Source organism: Marinobacter salsuginis, from assembly GCF_009617755.1.
GTDB lineage: Bacteria > Pseudomonadota > Gammaproteobacteria > Pseudomonadales > Oleiphilaceae > Marinobacter > Marinobacter salsuginis.
In genome coordinates this window covers 353,840-372,483 of record NZ_BGZH01000001.1, presented here as the reverse complement: position 1 = coordinate 372,483, position 18,644 = coordinate 353,840, and the positions used below count along the sequence as shown (strand labels likewise).

General features: G+C 57.2%; 19 protein-coding genes. 4 read left to right on the top strand and 15 right to left on the bottom strand.

The features are described 5' to 3' along the window. Window positions 1-3: 3 nt before the first annotated feature. The 3 genes from GJU83_RS01730 to GJU83_RS01720 are packed head-to-tail and all read right to left on the bottom strand — an operon-like array spanning window position 4 to window position 2,420. The gene (locus tag GJU83_RS01730) at window positions 4-1,035 is read right to left on the bottom strand and encodes a polysaccharide deacetylase family protein (protein ID WP_153633544.1); all 1,032 of its coding nucleotides are present in this window, start codon (window positions 1,033-1,035) and stop codon (window positions 4-6) included. Between the two features lie 46 nt (window positions 1,036-1,081). Beyond that, the gene (locus GJU83_RS01725; RefSeq protein ID WP_153634391.1) at window positions 1,082-1,747 is read right to left on the bottom strand and encodes a DNA-J related domain-containing protein; all 666 of its coding nucleotides are present in this window, start codon (window positions 1,745-1,747) and stop codon (window positions 1,082-1,084) included. 28 nt (window positions 1,748-1,775) lie between these two features. Beyond that, window positions 1,776-2,420: a TetR/AcrR family transcriptional regulator gene (locus tag GJU83_RS01720; protein ID WP_136631822.1), complete on the bottom strand. Its 645-nt coding sequence runs from the start codon at window positions 2,418-2,420 to the stop codon at window positions 1,776-1,778. 72 nt (window positions 2,421-2,492) lie between these two features. Here GJU83_RS01720 and ttcA point away from each other — a divergent pair, with 72 nt between their 5' ends. After that, complete coding sequence (ttcA, locus tag GJU83_RS01715; protein ID WP_136631821.1) at window positions 2,493-3,407, top strand: tRNA 2-thiocytidine(32) synthetase TtcA; 915 nt, start codon at window positions 2,493-2,495, stop codon at window positions 3,405-3,407. 4 nt (window positions 3,408-3,411) lie between these two features. On the opposite strand, the gene GJU83_RS01710 is transcribed toward ttcA, so the two are convergent. The 9 genes from GJU83_RS01710 to ccoN form a co-directional block, all read right to left on the bottom strand. Continuing rightward, entirely contained in the window at window positions 3,412-4,101 is a 690-nt protein-coding gene (locus tag GJU83_RS01710) for a sulfite exporter TauE/SafE family protein (RefSeq protein ID WP_153633543.1), read from the bottom strand. After that, on the bottom strand, window positions 4,098-4,358 hold the full coding sequence (ccoS, locus tag GJU83_RS01705) for a cbb3-type cytochrome oxidase assembly protein CcoS (protein ID WP_069183354.1): 261 nt from the start codon (window positions 4,356-4,358) through the stop codon (window positions 4,098-4,100). The genes GJU83_RS01710 and ccoS overlap by 4 nt, the downstream gene beginning before the upstream one ends. Window positions 4,359-4,396: 38 nt before the next feature. Next, the gene (locus tag GJU83_RS01700) at window positions 4,397-6,844 is read right to left on the bottom strand and encodes a heavy metal translocating P-type ATPase (protein WP_153633542.1); all 2,448 of its coding nucleotides are present in this window, start codon (window positions 6,842-6,844) and stop codon (window positions 4,397-4,399) included. Then, window positions 6,841-7,356 (bottom strand): FixH family protein, encoded by a 516-nt coding sequence (locus GJU83_RS01695; RefSeq protein WP_069183356.1) that lies wholly within the window; start codon window positions 7,354-7,356, stop codon window positions 6,841-6,843. Before GJU83_RS01695 ends, GJU83_RS01700 begins: the two co-directional genes overlap by 4 nt. Before the next feature lie 44 nt (window positions 7,357-7,400). Then, window positions 7,401-8,831: a cytochrome c oxidase accessory protein CcoG gene (gene ccoG, locus GJU83_RS01690; RefSeq protein WP_153633541.1), complete on the bottom strand. Its 1,431-nt coding sequence runs from the start codon at window positions 8,829-8,831 to the stop codon at window positions 7,401-7,403. A gap of 127 nt (window positions 8,832-8,958) precedes the next feature. Further along, window positions 8,959-9,849 carry a cytochrome-c oxidase, cbb3-type subunit III gene (gene ccoP / locus GJU83_RS01685; RefSeq protein ID WP_153633540.1) on the bottom strand — a complete coding sequence of 297 codons (891 nt, stop codon included), beginning with the start codon at window positions 9,847-9,849 and terminating at the stop codon, window positions 8,959-8,961. After that, complete coding sequence (locus tag GJU83_RS01680) at window positions 9,846-10,031, bottom strand: CcoQ/FixQ family Cbb3-type cytochrome c oxidase assembly chaperone (RefSeq protein WP_064230202.1); 186 nt, start codon at window positions 10,029-10,031, stop codon at window positions 9,846-9,848. Before GJU83_RS01680 ends, ccoP begins: the two co-directional genes overlap by 4 nt. 4 nt (window positions 10,032-10,035) lie before the next feature. Continuing rightward, entirely contained in the window at window positions 10,036-10,644 is a 609-nt protein-coding gene (gene ccoO, locus GJU83_RS01675) for a cytochrome-c oxidase, cbb3-type subunit II (protein ID WP_153633539.1), read from the bottom strand. Between the two features lie 15 nt (window positions 10,645-10,659). After that, window positions 10,660-12,090, bottom strand: a complete 1,431-nt coding sequence (ccoN, locus tag GJU83_RS01670) for a cytochrome-c oxidase, cbb3-type subunit I (protein ID WP_153633538.1) — start codon at window positions 12,088-12,090, stop codon at window positions 10,660-10,662. 220 nt (window positions 12,091-12,310) lie between these two features. Between ccoN and GJU83_RS01665 the strand changes: the two genes are divergently transcribed. Next, window positions 12,311-12,958, top strand: a complete 648-nt coding sequence (locus tag GJU83_RS01665; RefSeq protein ID WP_174805000.1) for an alpha/beta family hydrolase — start codon at window positions 12,311-12,313, stop codon at window positions 12,956-12,958. 3 nt (window positions 12,959-12,961) lie between these two features. Here GJU83_RS01665 and GJU83_RS01660 read toward each other — a convergent pair whose 3' ends face one another. Then, window positions 12,962-14,803 (bottom strand): sensor domain-containing diguanylate cyclase, encoded by a 1,842-nt coding sequence (locus GJU83_RS01660; RefSeq protein WP_153633537.1) that lies wholly within the window; start codon window positions 14,801-14,803, stop codon window positions 12,962-12,964. A 112-nt stretch (window positions 14,804-14,915) separates the two neighbouring features. Between GJU83_RS01660 and rlmM the strand changes: the two genes are divergently transcribed. After that, window positions 14,916-15,992 (top strand): 23S rRNA (cytidine(2498)-2'-O)-methyltransferase RlmM, encoded by a 1,077-nt coding sequence (gene rlmM, locus GJU83_RS01655; protein ID WP_153633536.1) that lies wholly within the window; start codon window positions 14,916-14,918, stop codon window positions 15,990-15,992. Here the strand turns inward: rlmM and GJU83_RS01650 are convergent. Then, entirely contained in the window at window positions 15,989-16,279 is a 291-nt protein-coding gene (locus tag GJU83_RS01650; protein WP_069183365.1) for an antibiotic biosynthesis monooxygenase family protein, read from the bottom strand. The genes rlmM and GJU83_RS01650 overlap by 4 nt on opposite strands. An 86-nt stretch (window positions 16,280-16,365) precedes the next feature. Between GJU83_RS01650 and tusA the strand changes: the two genes are divergently transcribed. Then, the gene (gene tusA / locus GJU83_RS01645) at window positions 16,366-16,605 is read left to right on the top strand and encodes a sulfurtransferase TusA (protein ID WP_069183366.1); all 240 of its coding nucleotides are present in this window, start codon (window positions 16,366-16,368) and stop codon (window positions 16,603-16,605) included. A gap of 16 nt (window positions 16,606-16,621) precedes the next feature. Here tusA and dsbD read toward each other — a convergent pair whose 3' ends face one another. Further along, entirely contained in the window at window positions 16,622-18,514 is a 1,893-nt protein-coding gene (gene dsbD, locus GJU83_RS01640; RefSeq protein ID WP_153633535.1) for a protein-disulfide reductase DsbD, read from the bottom strand. Window positions 18,515-18,644 lie beyond the last annotated feature (130 nt).

The following is an 18,644-nucleotide window of genomic DNA, read 5'->3' as shown; positions in this document are numbered from 1 at the left end:
GCGTCAGTCCTCCGGCTTACTCAGATCCAGCCACTGCTGGGACAGCCAGTAGTAGCTGCCATCACCGACAGGGTGCGTGCAGTTATAGCGGAACCGCCGGCTGTTAAAGGCCTCAGGGGCTTTCACTTCCACATTGCCGTCGATGACATCAAAGTCGATTCGTCCCTGACCGGACGCAAAGCATGTCAGTCGGTTGGCATCAATGGGGTCGACGAGCGGGAAAACCAGTGTGGGCGGATTCTCGGAGATCACGCCATCTGGCAGCTCTCCGGTATTAACAGGGAAGGCTTTACTGCGTAGCTTGTTCTCAAGGTTCCCTAACTGACCATAGGCGTTCGCCATCGGAAAGCGAGGCAGCCGGGTTTTCTCTGTTTGTTGTCCGATGGCTCCGGATTGCTGGCCAAAACCATACCAGCCTCGCTCGGCAATTTTGCGTTCCAGTGCCTGGTCAAACTCTCCGTACGGGTAAGCGAACATTGGTGCAGGCGAATCCAGCTCCTCTTCAAGGGATTCCTGGGCCGAATCGAGGCTGTTAGTAACCCGGGCCTGCCAGTCGCTTTCGCTCTCGTTTGGCTTTCGGGCAAGGTGTCCATGGTCTGCGCTGTGGTTGGCAATGGTAACACCCGGACGCTCGGCCAGTTCCCGAATCTGATCCCAGGTCATATAGCCGTTTCGGCCAACGGCTTCGGTGTTTACAAAAATGGTAGAGGGGTAGGCCTTTTCGGCCAGAAGTGGCGCCGCGGTATGGTAGACGGAGTCATAGGCGTCGTCGAAGGTAATGGCGATGCGATTACCTTGCCCATCGGTACCGGCCAGTGCTGCTTCTGTGCCTTTGTGCAGATCCACAATCTCCAGCTCCAGATCCGAGATCATATCCAGCTGGCCTTCGAAAAGAGACACAGACGTGCTGGTGGCGGGCGGCGTTGAATCACTGACATGATGGTACTGCAGGACAACGAGATCTGCGCGCGCTGCGGTGCCAGTCGCCATCAAAGTGACGATCATGGAAGATTTCAGGAATGCTTTGAGCTGCATATCGTCTCCTGTGTTTCTGTGTCCTGGCTCAGTTGGAGCGGACCGGTCAGATGCTATGCCGAAAATGGGCTTTCAGTACCGCAAAGGCCTGATTGAGATGCTGAATGGTTTCGGTCTTGCCGCCGCGGTCTGGATGGGCGTGCATCACGGCCCGGCGGAAACGCTTCTTGACCGTTGGGAAATCCCCGGGCAAGGCCTGGAATCCAAGTACTTCCGCCGCAGCCTTCGCTTCGGCTTGCGCAGGCGCCTGGCCAGGCGAACCTGCCCAGAAATCATTCATCATCTGTTGAATTGCTTCCTCGGGCAGACGGTACTGGGACAGGTCCAGATAGAAATGGCGGAGTGTGTCGACACCGTCCGGAACACCCTCGCCACCGACCACCGTCTGCGCCTCGATGCGAATATTCAGAGGCGAAATTGTGAGGCTCTCGCCGGCCTCAGACAACTGGTCCCGCAGGCGGTAGAGCACATGGAACAGAAGGAAGTGAACCGGGTAGAGCTTTTCCGGTTCGCTGAACACAACGGCTCCAAGCAGTTCCCACGGCGGTTTCTGAAGGGCCTTGATCAGCGATAATTCGTTCATGCCTGCCGGTGCCGACCGGAGCTCGTGCTCAACGGCCACCAGAAGATGCTGAATCTGTTGTTCCAGGCAGTCGTCTTCATTTACGGCGCCCGGGTAAGCGGAGCGCGTTGGAGCATGGCGGTCTGTCATGGGACCCATGTTAGGGCACTCCCGGTCATCAGGGAAGTGCCGCCAACCTCGGGAGGCCGCCGATGAACAGAGCGCTCGAAAACCGCGTTGCCCTCAGCGCTTCGGCCTCTGCTGACTCCGGGTTCCTGTGCGCGCGTCGTGCGAGCGTCAGGCTGGTCTCGTAGGCGACCCCGAAAAAAGCGGCGCACAGGTACTCATGATCGATTCGGGGAAGCAGGCCTCGCTCCATCGCCTCACGGACGTCATCCTCCAGAGAGAGCATGGTCAGACCGAGAATGTCCGAACCGAACAGCTCCCGAAGCGCGCGATCATTACGGTGTGCCAGCTCATAAACCAGCGGATCCCTGGCAGTCGCGGTGAAAAGTGCCAGATAGGCGTAGTGGATAAAATCCTCGGTGTTATTGGCCGCGCGCCGGTGGCGAGTGAGATTGTCATTCAGATTGGTCAGGAAGTCCGTGAGCAGAGCGGCGAAAATGTCCTGCTTGCTGGAGAAATAATTGTAGAAAGTGCCGGCGGCAAGACCCGTGCGCCGGACGATGTCACGGATGGTTGAGTTCTCATAGCCCCGCTCCCTGAAACATTCCCGTGCGGCATGCAGGATTGCTCCGCGGTTCCGAATCCGGTTCTGTTCCCGTTTGCCTGCGACCTCTTCGCTCGATTGCAACATATCCATGTCGGTATCCTGTCCCTGAATCCATGTGACGCGTATAATCGCACGTCCATTTGCCCTATGAACGTAGTGTGTATGTCCGAAGCAATGATCGCCAGTTCCGAACAGTCCCTCAACCCAGAGCGGGAGCGCCGCCAGAAGCTGGAGTTGAACAAGCTGCAGAAACGTCTGCGCCGCGAAGTCGGGCAGGCGATTGCCGATTTCTCGATGATTGAAGCCGGCGATAAAGTCATGTGCTGCCTCAGCGGCGGCAAGGACTCTTACGCCATGCTCGATATTCTGCTCAACCTGCAGAAGAGCGCCCCGGTTTCGTTCGAGCTGATAGCCGTCAACCTTGATCAGAAACAGCCCGGATTTCCGGAAGAGGTGTTGCCCGAATACCTGTCCTCCATGGGTATCGAGTATCACATCATCGAGAAGGACACCTACAGTATTGTTAAGGAAAAAGTGCCGGAAGGGAAGACTACCTGCGGTCTGTGCAGCCGACTACGTCGTGGAATTCTCTATAATTTTGCCGAGGAGCACGGGGTTACCAAGATAGCCCTTGGTCACCACAGAGACGATCTGCTGGAAACCCTGTTCCTGAACATGTTCTATGGCGGCAAGCTCAAGTCGATGCCTCCGGTTCTGCACAGCGACGATGGCCGCAATACGGTTATCCGGCCGCTGGCCTACAGCCGGGAAAAAGATATCGCCCGTTATGCGGGGCTGCGGCAGTTCCCCATCATTCCCTGCAACCTGTGCGGTTCCCAGGAGAATCTTCAGCGCCAGGTGATAAAAGACATGTTCCAGGCCTGGGATAAGCAGCACCCCGGTCGGCTGGAGACCATGTTCCGCGCCATGTGCAATGTGGAGCCCTCGCACCTGGCAGATACCAATCTGTATGATTTCAAGGAAGGCAAGCGCCTCGGTGGCAAGCGCCAGGCCGTTCATACGGCGGAACCCGAGGCACAAACAGACTTCGGGCGTTTGGATGTACTGAACATCTAGCCGGCTAGTGTCCGGCCAGATGCAGGAAAGGCAGTGTCCAGAGGCCGAACAGGATCAGCAGGCCGCCGGTGACTTTGCGAAATAACCGGTGGCTCTGCAAGCCGCGAATCCAATTGGCTGCGAACCCCGTGGCCAGCATCGAGGGCAGGGTGCCAAGCCCGAAAAACAGCATGGTCAGCGCTGCGGAGCCCACCGTGGGCTGCAGTGCTGCCCACCCCAGCGTGCTGTAAACCAACCCGCAGGGCAGCCAGCCCCATAGCGCTCCCAGAGCAAGTGCCTGGCCGCCGTGATTCACCGGCAGTAAGCGGCGGGTCAGGGGTGAAAGTCGTGCCCAGATTGGTGCGCCTACCCGCTCAACGTATCGGATCCCCTGCCACCATTGCCCCATGGACAGCCCCATGAAGATCAGCAGAAGCCCGGCCAGGGTGCGAAGCACGAGGCCTGCAGAGGCCCATTGGCTGGCGGCCGAGGTGCTGGCCAGCGCGACCAGGGTGGCGATCAGCACATAACTGCCGATTCGTCCGAAGTTGAAAGCCAGAAGCATGACGGTTTGCCGGAACCGGAAACCCCGACCCACGGGAAGCGCCATTGACAGGGAAGCGCTGATACCGCCGCACATTCCGAGGCAGTGCGTACTGCCAAGCAGTCCGATCAGGAAGGCGCTCGGATAACTGAGGTAGAGTTCCGGATTCATCCTTTCTGGGAGTTATCCTCATCCGGATTGGCGGCCTTGCTGGCCTCCGATACTTGTTCAGGGGTTTGTTCTTCGGCAGCCGGCTTATCGGTGCGAGCGTCGTCCGGGATCATGTCCTTGTCGTCATCGTAAAGAATCCGATGGGCGGGGCCTTCGAGATCATCGTACTGACCGTTCTTGACCGCCCATGAAAACAGAACGATGCCCAGAGCCACCAGTATGAGCATCACCGGTACCAGGAACATTACGATTTGCACGGCGAAACCTCGTAGGAAAGAGTATAGGGTTTACGGTATCAGGACAGGGCCTGGGCGCCAACCGCCGGGTTTTGCTGAACCGTTTGCTTCGGTGCCTTGCCGAGCCTCAGCGCGTTCAACACAACGACCAGGGAACTGAGGGACATACCGATTGCTGCAAGCCAGGGCGGAACCATGCCTGCTGCTGCAAGGGGCAACGCGCAGACATTGTAGGCAAGTGCCCACCAGAGATTCTGTCGGATGATTCGCCGTGTTTGACGGCTGGTTTTCAGGGCTTCGACCAATTGCAGTAACTGGCCGTTCAGCAGAACTGCATCAGCTTTCAGTTGAGTCAGGTCTGCGGCTGTCCCCATGGCAACGGAGATTCCTGCGCCGGCCATGGACGGTAGATCGTTCAACCCGTCGCCGACCATCATGATTTGCCGGCCCTCAGATTCCAGCTTCTGCAATACCGCCAGCTTTTCCTCCGGAGAAGCCTGCCCGATTGCTTCATCGATGCCCAGCATGCCCGCCACCTGCTCAACATGGCCTGAGCGGTCGCCACTGAGCAGCAAAGTCCGAATGCCGGAATCCTGGAGGGCCTTGATGGCAGCTCGGGCATCATCCCGGGGTTGGTCGTCGAGCCTGAAGCAGGCCAGCCACTCGCGATCTGATGCCAGCCAGATCTCCATGCCATGTTGCTGCCCGGATTTGGGTGCGGGTGCGCCTACATGCTGTTCGACAAATCCCCGATGGCCAATGAACACCGTCATAGTGCCCAGGTGGCCTGAGAGCCCACCACCCAAATGATTTTCCACATCTTCAACTGCGGCGGTAGTCCGACGATGGAATACTCTGGCGATCGGATGTTCAGAGTATTTCTCGAGGCCGGCCGCAAGCTGCAGGCAGGTCTCCTCATCCATGCTACCGACAACCTCTGTCCCGGTGAGACTGAGCTCCCCTCGCGTCAAGGTTCCGGTTTTATCGAACACGACGGTATCGATGGTGTTCATTGATTCCAGGGCATGGCCCCTCGTCGGCAAAAAACCAAGGCGACGGAGCCTGACTGTTGCCGAGGTGATGGCGGTCGGGGTTGCCAGCGACAGCGCGCAAGGGCAGGTTACCACCAGTACCGACAGGGTGATGTCGAAGGCGTTGTCGGCGCCAGCCAGCCACCAACCGATCCAGACCACCGGAGCCAGTATGAGTACCCGCCCAACAAATTTCCCCGCCATACGGTCGGCCATCATCGCGACCTCGGGCTTTTCCGATTGCACCCGGTCCAGCACCCGGAGAATACCTGACAGCCGGGTTTGTGCGCCGGCCTTCACCACCCTTACATCAAGCGGATTCTCGCCGTTGACACTGCCGGCATGAACGGTATCCCCGGGGTAGCGGGTTTCAGGCAGATATTCTCCCGTCAGCGCAGCCTCGTTGAGAGTGGACTCTCCCCGCACGATTTCTCCATCCACCGGCACAGTCTCGCCGGGCCGAACCCGAACGATATCGCCGGGCCGAATCTGGTGGGCCGGCAATATGTCCGTATCATCACCGGTGACTCGTGTGGCAACCGTCGGCTGGAAACCTGCAAGGGCGTTTCCGGTTAACCCCGCGCGGTAACGGGCCTGCACCTCAATATAACGACCGAGCAGCAGGAAGAAGGTAAACATGCATACGGACTCGAAGTAGACTTCCTCGCCGCCAACAATGGTTACCCAGGCGCTGGCAAGGTAGGCAAGCCCGATAGCAATGGCAACCGGCACATCCATGGTCAGATGCCGGCTCCGTATATCCCGGCGCGCGTTTCGGAAAAAAGGGGCAGCGCTGTAGAGAACCACGGGGGTGGCAACCAGCAAACTGAACCACCGGAAGAAGCTTACAAACTCCGGCGACAGATCGTTGACCAGCTCGAAGTACAGGGGAAAGGCCAGCATCATGCTCTGGAAAGAGCCTATGCCCGCGATGGCGACCCTGATAAGCATGGACCGGTGTTCGGCCTTAAGGGCCTGTTCCGCCTCGTCTGCCTGGTAGGGGCGCGCTGTATAACCCAGCTCATGAATGGCAATCAGAAGGTCGCTGAGCGGCGCCTGATCGGGGGACCAGACCAGCCGGGCTCTCTGTGTGGTGTGGTTTACCGAAAAGGAAACAACACCGGGCTGTTGTTTCATGTGGTTTTCAAGCAGCCAGATGCAGGCCGCGCAGGTAATCCCGCCAATCAGCAGCTGGGCTTCCTGTGCCCCTTTGACAGGGGCAACAAAGGATTCCTGAATCAGGGGATGGTCAAGTTCCCTGATACGGTTCAATTCTGCTGCGGTCAGTTGCTTCGGTGTGACAGCCGGTTTTGTCCGAAAATCATAAAAACCGGTCAGACCCTCACTGTGGATGGTCTGGCAAACCGCCTTGCAGCCCTGGCAGCAGAAGTGGCGATTTGTGCCATCAAGCTCAAGGGTAATGGGCGGCTCACCATCTGCCGGTTCACCGCAGTGAAAGCAATCCAGGCTGGTCAACCTTGGGCAGACTCCCCGGCCTTGACCGTTATGCCGCTCTCGGAAGGCAGCCAGGCTTCTCCTTTGAGACGCCACTCGTTGGCCGGACCACGGAGGTCGTAGTACCAGCGGCCGTCAATATCGTTATGGAGCTTTCCGGCAAATCGTCCCGGGGCAACCTGCTGGAACTGGATTGTGCGGTCCTTGTCCGAAAGCGTTGGATGGAACAGGTTGAGAATCAGATAGGGGAAATCCGCCGGACCGTCAACGGTATTCAGATCCACGGTGATGTTCCGGTTCTGAAAATCGATCCGGGCTTCCATCCCCAGATCCACAGCTTTCTGGTCCCGGGCAATGGACATATTGATACCGCGGCCTTCCTTGGACCAGTCGTCGGTGACCATTGCATTTTCAGTGCTGACAGCAATCGTAATGGCAACGGCGCAATAAATAATGGATGCGCCCGGGAATATCAGCAGGAACCAGAACCAGGGCTGGCGGTACCAGGGTGCTACGGGTGTTTCAGTTGTCATAAATCGGTGTCTCGTTAATGCGGTCAGGTCCGCGCAATCAGAAATCAGCGCGTTGGACCGACAAATCGGCTTTCAGTTTCAAGGCTGAGCGAAGAATCCGTCTCGGATTGCGCCCTGAACAGGATATCGTTGTTGGACTCGGTAATGGATTCCGGAGGCACATCGACAACGGTCGGCAATGAGCGGTTTTCCCCGCTTTCAACGGTTACCGAGGTATCAGTCAGGATCCGGATCCCCTCCAGGCCGGTCACGGCGAGAGTGAAGGTCTGGGGAACCTCTGTCATATTGGCAATTTTCAGCGTGTAGGAGTTCTCGATTCGACCTTCGCCATTGAAACTGTAAAGGGCGCCGCGATCACGGAGCGCATCCATTTGCGCCGGTACCCGGGTGACTATTGTGAAAATAATGGCCGCAACCATCAACGACAGGACCGCACCATAGCCAAAGGTTCGTGGCCGCAGGAGCTTCGAGGTCTTACCCTCGAGTTCATTCTCCGTGGTATAGCGGATCAGGCCCCTCGGGTAGTTCATCTTATCCATGATTTCGTCACAGGCATCAATGCAAAGGGCACAGCCGATACACTCGTACTGAAGCCCGTCTCTGATATCGATACCCGTTGGGCATACCTGGACGCACTGGCCACAGTCGATACAATCGCCGAGGCCGGCCTCTGCCGGATCCACGCCCTTTTTGCGGCCACCCCGTGGCTCGCCGCGGTTTGGATCGTAGGAGACCACGCGGGTGTTGGGGTCAAACATGACGGACTGGAAGCGGGCATAAGGACACATGTACAGGCAAACCTGCTCACGCATCCAGCCAGCGTTCAGATAGGTGGCGACAGTAAAAAAGGCCACCCAGAAATAGGCCCAGCCATTGGCCTGCAAGGTAAACAGGTCTGCGATCAGTTCCCGGATCGGGTAAAAGTAGCCGACGAAGGTCAGGCCGGTAGCCAGGGCGATCAGGAGCCATACCGTGTGTTTGGCGGATTTCTTGGCAATCTTGCTGGCGGAACTGGGAGCTTTGTCCAGTTTCATCCGCTTGTTTCGGCTGCCTTCTATGCGCTCCTCAACCCACATGAAAATGAACGTCCAGACTGTCTGCGGACACGTGTAGCCACACCAGACCCGGCCAAACAGGGTGGTAATGAAGAACAGGCCAAAGGCACAGATAATCAGCATTCCCGATAGCAGGATGAAATCCTTCGGGTAGAAAGTGGCTCCGTACAAATGGAACTCACGGGCAGGGAGGTCAAAATGGATCAGGGGTTGTCCGTCCAGCGTGAACCAGACGAACGCAAAGTACATGCCCATTAGCAGCGTCAGGCTGACATTACGAATACGCTGAAAGAAGCCTTTGACTTCCTTGACGTAAATCTTCTTGCGGCTGGCGTAAAGCTCGACGGTTCCGGATTTATTATTGTTGTCGGAGGGGTCAGAGGATGGGTCAACCTGTTTGACCGGAATCTCACTGCTCATCGTTACCTCCAGGAAAAGGGTAATGCGGGGCAACAGGCTTTTAGTCTGCTGATCTTTTCAAGCCTGTGCCCGCACGCAGACACAGGGTTGAAAAGACCGGGCCGGGGTCAAACCCCGGCCGGCTGACTCAGTTCGAGAGGCTGTAAACGTAAGCCGCGAGAATCTGAATCTGATCGTCTGAAAGCAGGCGATCCTGAGCTGGCATCTGGTTCTGGCGACCGTTCATGACGGTCTCCTTGATCCACTCATAGGTGGAGCCATAGAGCCAGGTGTTGTCGGTCAGGTTGGGCGCGCCCAGAGCCTGCATACCTTTACCCTCGGGGCCATGACAGGCCACGCAAGCCTGGGCAAAGACCTGTTCGCCCGCTTTGGCAGCCTCGGCGTCTTTTTCACGACCACTGAAGCTCAGAACGTAGTTCACAACCTGGTCAACCTGCTCGTTGGTCATGCTGGGCATGGTGCCTTTGGCTGGCATGTTACCCATACGGCCGTTATGGAGGGTTTCCAGAATCGCCTCAGGGGTACCGCCCCAGAGCCAGTCGTCGTCCGTCAGGTTGGGGAAACCAACCTGGCCACGAGCGGCGGAGCCGTGACAAACCGCGCAGTTGTTGGCGAACAGACGCTGGCCAATTTTCATGGCGTCGTCATTCTCTGCCAGCTCCGGGACGGGGGTCTGGCCGTACTGGGCGTAGATTTCGCCGTATTTCTCTTCGGCCTCTGCTACTTCGGCTTCCCATTGATTAACGGCGGTCCAGCCCAGAAGGCCTTTCCAGTTACCCAGGCCCGGGTAGAGCGCGAGGTACCCAAGTGCAAAAATGCACGTTGCGATAAAGAGATAGAACCACCACTTGGGTAGTGGGTTATCGTATTCCTCAATGCCATCAAAGGAATGGCCCATGGTGCGATCGGTTTCGGTATCGGTCGTCTGGCTCTTGCGGGTCGCCCAAAGCAGCCACCAGCAGCCGAATACGGTACCGAGCACGATCACACTGATCCAGATGCTCCAAAAGGTACTCATTCTTTTTTCTCCGTTTTTTCCTGTTCGAGCGTACGCTTTTCCACGTCGTCATCGTCGAAGGGCAGGTGGGCTGCCTCGTCGTTGGCCTTCTTGCGGTGGGCGCTGTACGCCCACCAGACGATTCCCAGGAAAACCGCCATTACCAGAAGTGTGTGAATACCGCGTAACTCATTAATATCCATGGGTTCACCGTTTGTCTGAAATCACTGTACCCAGCTGTTGCAGGTACGCGACCAGAGCCTCGATTTCGAATTTGCCTTCTACCTGGGCAGACGCTTCGGCAATCTGATCATCGGTGTAGGGCACGCCCAGCGTCTGGAGGGTCTCCATTTTTGCGGCGGTCTTGGTGTGATCTACCCGGTCTTCGAACAGCCACGGGAAGGCTGGCATGTTCGATTCGGGCACAACGCTGCGCGGATCATAAAGGTGCTGGCGCTGCCAGGCGTCCGAATAACGACCGCCTACACGGGCCAGATCCGGACCGGTGCGCTTGGAACCCCACAGGAACGGGCGGTCATAAACGAACTCGCCCGCAACGGAGTAGTGGCCATAGCGCTCAGTCTCCGCCCGGAACGGACGGATCTGCTGGGTATGGCACACGTGGCAGCCTTCACGGATGTAGATATCCCGGCCTTCCAGTTCCAGGGCCGACAGGGGCTCAAGACCCTCCACCGGTTCATTGGTTTCCTTCAGGAAGAACAGGGGCACTACTTCGGCGAGAAAACCGCCGCTGATGGTCAGGACGATCAGCACGATCATCAGACCAAGGTTCTTTTCAACTATTTCGTGTTTCATCTGATCTCTCTCCCGTTACGCCGGCTGGGTTGCCGCGTTGTCCTGCGCAATCGCATCTTTCTGGCGAACGGTCATGTAAACGTTGTAAGCCATGATAAGCATGCCGGTCAGGAAGATAGCGCCGCCAAGGAAGCGGACGAAGTAGCCGGGGTAAGAGGCCTCCAGTGCTTCAACAAAGCTGTAGGTCAGAGTGCCGTCCTGGTTGACCGCACGCCACATCAGGCCCTGCATAATGCCGTTGACCCACATGGCAACGATGTACAGTACGGTACCGACTGTCGCCAGCCAGAAGTGGGCGTTGATCAGGGCTGTGCTGTACATGGCCTGAACACCCCAAAGCTTGGGAATCAGGTGGTAAACGGCACCGATACTGATCATGGCAACCCAGCCCAGGGCACCGGAGTGAACGTGGCCGATGGTCCAGTCAGTGTTGTGGGAAAGCGCGTTAACGGTCTTGATGGACATCATCGGACCTTCAAACGTGGACATGCCGTAGAAAGACAGTGAAACCACCAGGAAGCGAAGAATCGGATCGGTACGCAGTTTGTGCCATGCGCCCGAGAGGGTCATCATGCCGTTGATCATGCCGCCCCAGGAAGGTGCAAGCAGAATCAGGGACATGACCATGCCTGCGGTCTGTGCCCAGTCTGGCAGTGCAGAGTAGTGCAGGTGGTGACCACCGGCCCAAACGTAGGTGGCGATCAGAGCCCAGAAGTGAACGATCGACAGACGGTAGGAGTAAACAGGGCGATTGGCCTGTTTGGGAACGAAGTAGTACATCATGCCCAGGAAGCCGGCCGTCAGGAAGAAGCCTACCGCGTTATGGCCGTACCACCACTGCATCATCGCGTCGGTGACGCCTGCATACGCAGAGTAAGACTTGAAAGCACTGGCGGGCAGCGCCATGTTGTTACCGATGTGCAGGCATGCAACGGTAATGATGAATGCGCCGTAGAACCAGTTGGCCACATAAATGTGGGGGGTGCTGCGCTTCATGACCGTTCCGAAGAACACGAGCGCGTAGGTTATCCAAACAATGGCGATGGCAATATCGATCGGCCATTCAAGTTCGGCATATTCCTTGGAAGAGGTAAGGCCGAGCGGCAGGGTAATTGCTGCGGCGACAATGATCGCCTGCCAGCCCCAGAAGGTGAAGGAAGCCAGCCCATCGGAAATCAGTCGGGCCTGACAGGTGCGCTGCACCACGTAGTACGAGGTAGCGAACAAGGCACTTCCACCAAAGCCGAAGATAACGGCGTTGGTATGCAGCGGCCTGAGACGGCCGAAGTGGGTAAAGGGCAGGTCGAGGTTGAGGGACGGCCAGACCAGCTGTGCTGCAATCAGCACACCCAGCGCCATACCTACAATACCCCATACCACTGTCATGATGGCGAATTGTCTCACCACCTTGTAGTTGTATGTCAGGTTTGCATTTACTGTGCTCATAGCCTTACCAATGGGTTTATAGTGGGGAAATATGCGGGCGCAAGTATGGAGAAACGGTAAGCTGTTTGCAATGACTCAGGTCAACTCCTGACATCCGTCAAATGCGCCGAAATCAGCAACATGGCTTCCTTTTCAGTACTGTTATTGGAGTTGTTTCAGCGTAGGGAATATGTGTTGCCTGAGTGCAATGATAGTCGCTTAAAGGGGTGAGGTGAATTCTGTGGAGTTGATTAAGACCAAAGGCTATGAAAGTCATTCTAAAGTCGTGCTGATTCTGGCGCACGGTGCTGGAGCGCCGGCCGACTCGACCTTCATGGAAGACCTGTCTGTGGCTCTTGAGCGTGAGGGTATTGGAACTATTCGCTTTGAGTTTCCCTACATGCAGAAACGTCGCCAGGATGGAAAGAAGCGTCCGCCAGACCGGGAGCCGGTACTGCTGGAGTACTTTTCCGGGGTGATTGACCGGGTTCGGGCAGAGCTAGGGAGCGGCAGTCTGATTCTGGTTGGGGGTAAGTCCATGGGCGGCCGCATGGCGAGCATTCTCGCCAGCCGTCGGGACGATATTGATGGCGTGATCTGTTTTGGCTATCCATTCCATCCACCGGGGAAGCTGGACCGTTGGCGAACCGCACATTTCCGGGATCTGAACTGCCCGATTCTGGTGCTGCAGGGAACGCGGGACCCGTTTGGCAAGCCCGACGAGCTGGAGGACCACCAACAGGAACTCGAAGCCATCGATTTGCGTTGGCTGGAAGGCGGCAACCACGATTTCCAGACCCTGAAAAGTCAGCCTCAGACCCAGAGTGCGCTGATTGCGCAGGCTGCCCGGGAAACCCGGATCTTTGTAGATGAGCGGTTTGAATTCTGAGTGTTACTCCGCCGCGATCGTGTCAGACAGCTGAGCGCGGTTGCGACCCTCGCTTTTCGCACGATAGAGCGCTTCATCCGCTCGCTCGAACAGCTGGTTCTGGGTCTCACCGGGGTTGAGCGACGCGATTCCAGCACTCAGCGTCATTCTCACCTCGGTGCCATCCGGACCCAGAAGCGGCGTGCTGGCGATGTCTTGCAGCAAGGCCGAACAGACGTTCAGGGCGCCTGCGGCATCGGTTCCCGGTAGCAGCAATGCAAACTCCTCACCGCCAAAACGGATGGCGACATCCCGCGGACGCTTTACATGCCGGGTCAGCATTTCGGCTATGAATTGAAGGCAGGTATCGCCGAAGCCGTGGCCCCAGGTGTCGTTTATGCTCTTGAAGTGGTCAGCGTCGACCAGGGCCAGGGTCAATGGTTGGGAGGTTCGACGGGCCTCGGCGCATAGCTCGGGGAATATGTTGTTCAGGTGTCTCCGGTTATGCAGGCCCGTAAGGGCGTCGTTGAGACTCATTGTCGATAATTTCCGGTTGGCCTTTTCCAGTTCCCTCATGGTATTTCTCAGCTGCGCTGTGCGCTCGTGCACCTTGAATTCCAGCTCTGTCCTTGCATTGTGTTCCACATCGAGGAGCTTTTGGTTGAGCAGGCGCCATCTCTGGACCATGGCATAATTCAGTAGAATCACCTGTCCACCAACCGCTGATTGCATGAGGGCTTCCCTTGCCAGGAAGTCTGTAAGATAGCCAAATGCGGCCAGGGCGTAGATCAGTCCTCCAACCAGCATGATCAGCCACGCCATCAGGTACCAGATGGCGGGTTGATAGCCCTGCTTCCAGCGGACGGCCGCAATGATGAACAGGCTCGAAATAACCGTCATCGCCAGCACCGTGTTCAGCAGAATGGTCTTGTTGTAGGGCAGGATCAGTGTGAGAAGCAGAAACCCGATGCAGAACCAGGCCTGCCCCTTGAGCACGGTCTCGGAGATGGTTCGCCTTTCCACTTCCAGGAACGAACGGCCAAAAAGTATCATGGCAAGGGCGCAAAGCGACAAAGATAGAGGGATTGAAGTGTTGGCAAAGCTGGCGTTGTCTGGCCAGAAGTACTGATTCGCAAAGCCGCCCATGGCGAACAGGAACAGCCCCAGTGCCGCCAGGTAGAACGCGTTGTAGAAGTAATAGCCGGTCCCGGAGCTGAAAAAGAGTAGCAGGTTGAAAACCGCGAATACGAGGAGGGCTCCGTAGAAAAGCCCGTGGGTCAGTGTCAGGTGATTGCTGCGGGCAATCACTTCTGCAGCAGTTTCAAAGCTGAGCGGCACGTTGAGAGCGCCATTGCTGTGGATCCGGATTGTTAAAGACCGTGTCTCGCCGCCATCCAGGGTGACGGGGAGTAGAAAATACCGGTAGTCTACCGCTCGTGATGCGAAAGGCCGCTGATCACCGGTAGCAAGGGTTTCCGTAATTCCGTCGCCCGTTTGCCAGAAGGTCACTTCGTCCAGCAGGGGATAGTTGACCTTAAGGTACCAAGCGGAGCGTTCAGTTCCGGGGTTCCTGACTTCCAGGTGGACCCAATAAACGGATTTGGTGTGACTGAAAACCAGGTCCCGCCCGTTCGCTGGCGTCCACTCGAGATCTTCAGGAAGCTCGGTCGGATCCTTTGCCTGATGGCCGGGTGCGCCCGGCGGCGCGCTGTAATAGCAAACATATTGCATCAATGACGCGCGGGTAGCAGGATCGGTCGCATCGAGTGTGGGGCAGCCAGACGGCCGGGATCCTGCGTCTGGCAGTGCCAGCGCAGGGATCAGCAAAAGGCTGAGAATGGCAATCAAGCGCAAAACGGACGTCATTCATGGCTTCCCGCGTCTATCAGAGCGGCAAGTGTAGCCAGAGAGGACAATTCGCGCTGTTAAACAGATTCAACTTTTACGGGTTGGTTTTCAGCCCTCTTTCAGGAAATGCATGGAACAGATTCTCGTGTTTTGCCGGCCCGGCTTTGAAACCGAAGCGGGTCGTGAAATGACTGACTCAGCCGCGGAAAAGGGTATTTTCGGCTATTTCGAGCCTGTAAAAGACCAGGGGTTGGTGCGTTTTTATCCGGCTGCGCCCGAAACCGCGGAAGATGTGATGGCCCGCCTCATGCTTGAAGAGCTGGTATTTATTCGGGACTGGATCGTCGTGCTCGGAGAATTCAGCTTGCCCGAAACTGACAGGGTGGGTGCCGTGATAGAAGGGCTTCGGGATCTCGGGCGAGGCTATCCCGGATGTGCGCGGCTTGAGGTCAGGTTGCCAGAAAACAATGCCGACAGCGATCTTGGAAATTTTGCCCGAAAGTGGGTATCGCCGCTCTCCCGGGGCCTGCGCGGAGCCGGCCTGCTCAAGGCCGACCAGAATGCCCAGGCTCCGGCGCGTCTGGAAATTCTTCTGCAGGACTTCTCTTCGGCGGTTGTCGGTTTCAGCCTCACGGATAACCGGGCCCGTTATGTTGGTGGTATTCCGCGGCTGCGGCTGCCAGCATCGGCGCCCAGTCGGTCTGCGCTCAAGCTTGAAGAGGCCTGGAAGGTGTTTTTACCGCCGGAACAAGAACTTGAATACCTTGGTGGTGGCAAGAAAGCCGCAGACCTGGGGGCCGCACCCGGTGGCTGGACCTGGCAGCTTGTACGCCAGGGTATGATGGTAACGGCCGTGGATAACGGTCCCATGCAGGCCGAACTGATGGCGTCAGGGCAGGTGGAGCATGTGGAAGCGGATGGTTATGGCTGGCGTCCCAGGCGGGGGATCGACTGGATGGTTTGCGATATTGTGGACCAGCCGCGGAAAACTGCAAAGCTGGCGGTGACCTGGCTCGGCGAAGGCCTTTGTCGTTACACGGTATTCAATCTCAAATTGCCGATGAAAAAGCGGTACGACGAGTGGCTAACCTGTCGTGATATCCTCGTGAATGGCCTGAGCCAGGCGGGCATCGGCTTTCGTCTCAAGGCCCGCCACTTGTATCATGACAGGGAGGAGATCACCTGTTTTATTGAACGGACTGGCTAAAAGACGCTCTGTTCCAAGACGGTGATGTGCTCGTCTTCGTCCATCATGGGGATGAGTTCCAGCATGAGCTCGCGACGTTCGTCGGAGTGGAACCAGCGGTCCCAATCCGCTTCGGATCGCCAATTGGCCAGGGTAAACCGGTGATTGGGGTCATGGCTGTCTGCCAGGGTTTCTCCGGAAATGAAGCCGGGTGCACTCACAGCCTGCTGCAGAACCTTGCGGGAACGTTCTTCGTAAGCTTCTTCCAGAGTCTCGGCAATATGGCGTTCAATCAGAACCCGGATCATGACAAACCTCCAAGTGTTTTAATGGTTATAAACAATAATTTAGCAGGTTTTTACGAAAAATCAGGTTCAATGACAGGAGAACTAGTGTGAGCGCAACCGAATACGACCTGGAGCTGGACGCCCGTGGTCTTTTCTGTCCGGAGCCGGTCATGATGCTGCATAACCGGATAAACGATGTTCAGCCCGGTGGCGTGTTGCGAGTTGTGGCCACTGATCCTTCCACGACCCGGGATATACCGAGATTCTGCCAGTTCCTCGGCCACGAGCTGATTAGTAAGGTCGAAGACGATGACCTGTTTGTCTACCTGATACGCCGGGGGCAATAGAAGAGCTGCTCGTTGGTTAAACCTCCGGGCGTAGCGTCCGGAGGTGCCCCAGAAATTCCTCCCGATCCATTTCGCCCAGCACCCTTCGTTGGGGCAGCTCTTCTCCATTGGTGCCATAGAACAGTATGGCCGGCGGTCCGAAGAGGCCGAGTTCGTCCAGCATTGCCTGTTGTTCCGGTGTATTGTCGGTCATGTCGATCTGCAGCAAGGTGTAGGGGGCAAGCGCCTGAATCACATCCGGCTTACTGAACACATTGCGCTCCATGACCTTGCAGGAGATACACCAGTCGGCATAGAAATCCAGCACAACGGGCCTGCCCTGTTCCCGCGCCTGCTGCAACATTGTCCGGATTTCAGCGGGCTGTTCGACGCGCACGAAATCCGCGTGCTGAAGACCCGGGGTGTCAACGGCGCCGGATGACGCCGAGGCTATCGTGAAGGGTGCCAGAGGCTTCAGCGGGTCGTTGGCGCCGCCCACAGCGCCGGCGAGCAGAGCAAGGCCGTAGGCGAAAAGAACCAGGCCAAGTCCTTTACGGGTGCGCTCCCAACCTGCCTTTGCGGCATCAAAGGCGCCCAGCTGGACGCCGGTGATAGCAACAAGAAGACCCCATAATGTCAGCGCCAGCCACCCCGGGACCAGACGCTCAACCAGCCAGATGGCCACCGCCAGTAACATTACCCCGTAGAAGTGTTTCACCGCGGTCATCCAGTGGCCGGTTGTTGGCAGCAGTTTCCGCCCTCCCACGGCTACCAGAATCAAAGGAATGCCCATGCCCAGACCTAGTGCAAAAAGCGCGACACCACCGATTACGGCGTCCTGTGTGGTGGAGATATACAGCAGACTGCCCGCCAGCGGCGCCGAGACACAGGGCGATACGATGAGGGCAGACAGGGCGCCAATACCGAAGATGCTGAACACCCGGCTACCGGTGAGGCGATGGCTGGCGTCATTGAGTGGTTCGCGAATGAAGCGGGGAAGCTGGATTTCGAACAGATCAAACATCGACAGGGCGAATACAACGAACAGCAGGGCAAAGACGCTCAAAACCCAGGGTGACTGCAGCTGTGCCTGAAGGTTGAAGCTGGCGCCGAGCAAGCCTGTCAGCACCCCGGCTGCGGCGTACGTCAGTGCCATGCCCAGAACGTAGCTGCCGGACAAGAGCAGGGCATGACCGGTGGTTCGGGTGTTCCTGCCAGAAACCAGCGATGAAATTATCGGTACCATTGGCAGGACGCAGGGGGTAAAGGTCAGTCCCAGCCCCAGCAGCAGAAACACGCCTGCGATTACGAGGGTAGATTGCTGAGCGAGAAAACCGGCAAGACCGGTGGCGGTCTCGGTGTTTACGGGGACGCTCTGCCCCCCGGAAAAGCCGGCTGCCGAGGCGGCTTGCGAGCCTGAGCCGCCGCTTCCCTGATAGAAAAGTACATCCCGTGTCTGGGGCGGGTAGCACAGTCCCGCCTTGGCGCAGCCCTGATAGGTTACCTGCAGCTCAGCTTCCCGGATGCCGGCAGGAAGGGAGACCGGAACACGGGCTTCAATGGGGTCGAAAAACACCGTGGTTTTGCCGAAGAATTCGTCTTCCGTCACCGTTCCCGGCGCCGAGAAAACCGGTTCGCCGAGAGCGACATTAGAGTCTTTGGCGGTAATGCTGACTCGTTCTCGATAAAGATAGTGCCCGGGTGTGATATCCCAGGAAAGAACCACGGAGTCGGCATTGGTGGTGAAGCTGAAGGGCAGTGCTTCATCTACCGGCAGGAACTCGTTACCCTGGCCACCAAACAGGGAGCTGCCATTACTGCCAAAGGCCCAGGAAGCCGAGGCCCACAGCGCGAGGGTAAGTGCGAGAAACAGGCCAAGCGATTTCGCCCATTGGCGTTTCATCTTTGATACTGCAGCGAAAGCCATCATCGATTGTATGATTTCCCGGTTAGTGTCTCTTTAATCAGAGTCTTTAAAAAGCGGACTGTTACAGCAAAATCGCTGCCGGCCAACGCCAGCAATGGACACGAGGGGACTATCAAAGTTCCCTCTGGTATTG

Bases quoted from the DNA above. Each gene is read 5' to 3' on its own strand.
- GJU83_RS01730 (WP_153633544.1), bottom strand. From the start codon at position 1,035: ATGCAGCTCAAAGCATTCCTGAAATCTTCCATGATCGTCACTTTGATG.
- GJU83_RS01725 (WP_153634391.1), bottom strand. From the start codon at position 1,747: ATGACAGACCGCCATGCTCCAACGCGCTCCGCTTACCCGGGCGCCGTA.
- GJU83_RS01720 (WP_136631822.1), bottom strand. From the start codon at position 2,420: ATGGATATGTTGCAATCGAGCGAAGAGGTCGCAGGCAAACGGGAACAG.
- ttcA (WP_136631821.1), top strand. From the start codon at position 2,493: ATGTCCGAAGCAATGATCGCCAGTTCCGAACAGTCCCTCAACCCAGAG.
- GJU83_RS01710 (WP_153633543.1), bottom strand. From the start codon at position 4,101: ATGAATCCGGAACTCTACCTCAGTTATCCGAGCGCCTTCCTGATCGGA.
- GJU83_RS01695 (WP_069183356.1), bottom strand. From the start codon at position 7,356: ATGACAACTGAAACACCCGTAGCACCCTGGTACCGCCAGCCCTGGTTC.
- ccoG (WP_153633541.1), bottom strand. From the start codon at position 8,831: ATGAGCAGTGAGATTCCGGTCAAACAGGTTGACCCATCCTCTGACCCC.
- ccoP (WP_153633540.1), bottom strand. From the start codon at position 9,849: ATGAGTACCTTTTGGAGCATCTGGATCAGTGTGATCGTGCTCGGTACC.
- GJU83_RS01680 (WP_064230202.1), bottom strand. From the start codon at position 10,031: ATGGATATTAATGAGTTACGCGGTATTCACACACTTCTGGTAATGGCG.
- ccoO (WP_153633539.1), bottom strand. From the start codon at position 10,644: ATGAAACACGAAATAGTTGAAAAGAACCTTGGTCTGATGATCGTGCTG.
- ccoN (WP_153633538.1), bottom strand. From the start codon at position 12,090: ATGAGCACAGTAAATGCAAACCTGACATACAACTACAAGGTGGTGAGA.
- GJU83_RS01660 (WP_153633537.1), bottom strand. From the start codon at position 14,803: ATGACGTCCGTTTTGCGCTTGATTGCCATTCTCAGCCTTTTGCTGATC.
- rlmM (WP_153633536.1), top strand. From the start codon at position 14,916: ATGGAACAGATTCTCGTGTTTTGCCGGCCCGGCTTTGAAACCGAAGCG.
- GJU83_RS01650 (WP_069183365.1), bottom strand. From the start codon at position 16,279: ATGATCCGGGTTCTGATTGAACGCCATATTGCCGAGACTCTGGAAGAA.
- dsbD (WP_153633535.1), bottom strand. From the start codon at position 18,514: ATGATGGCTTTCGCTGCAGTATCAAAGATGAAACGCCAATGGGCGAAA.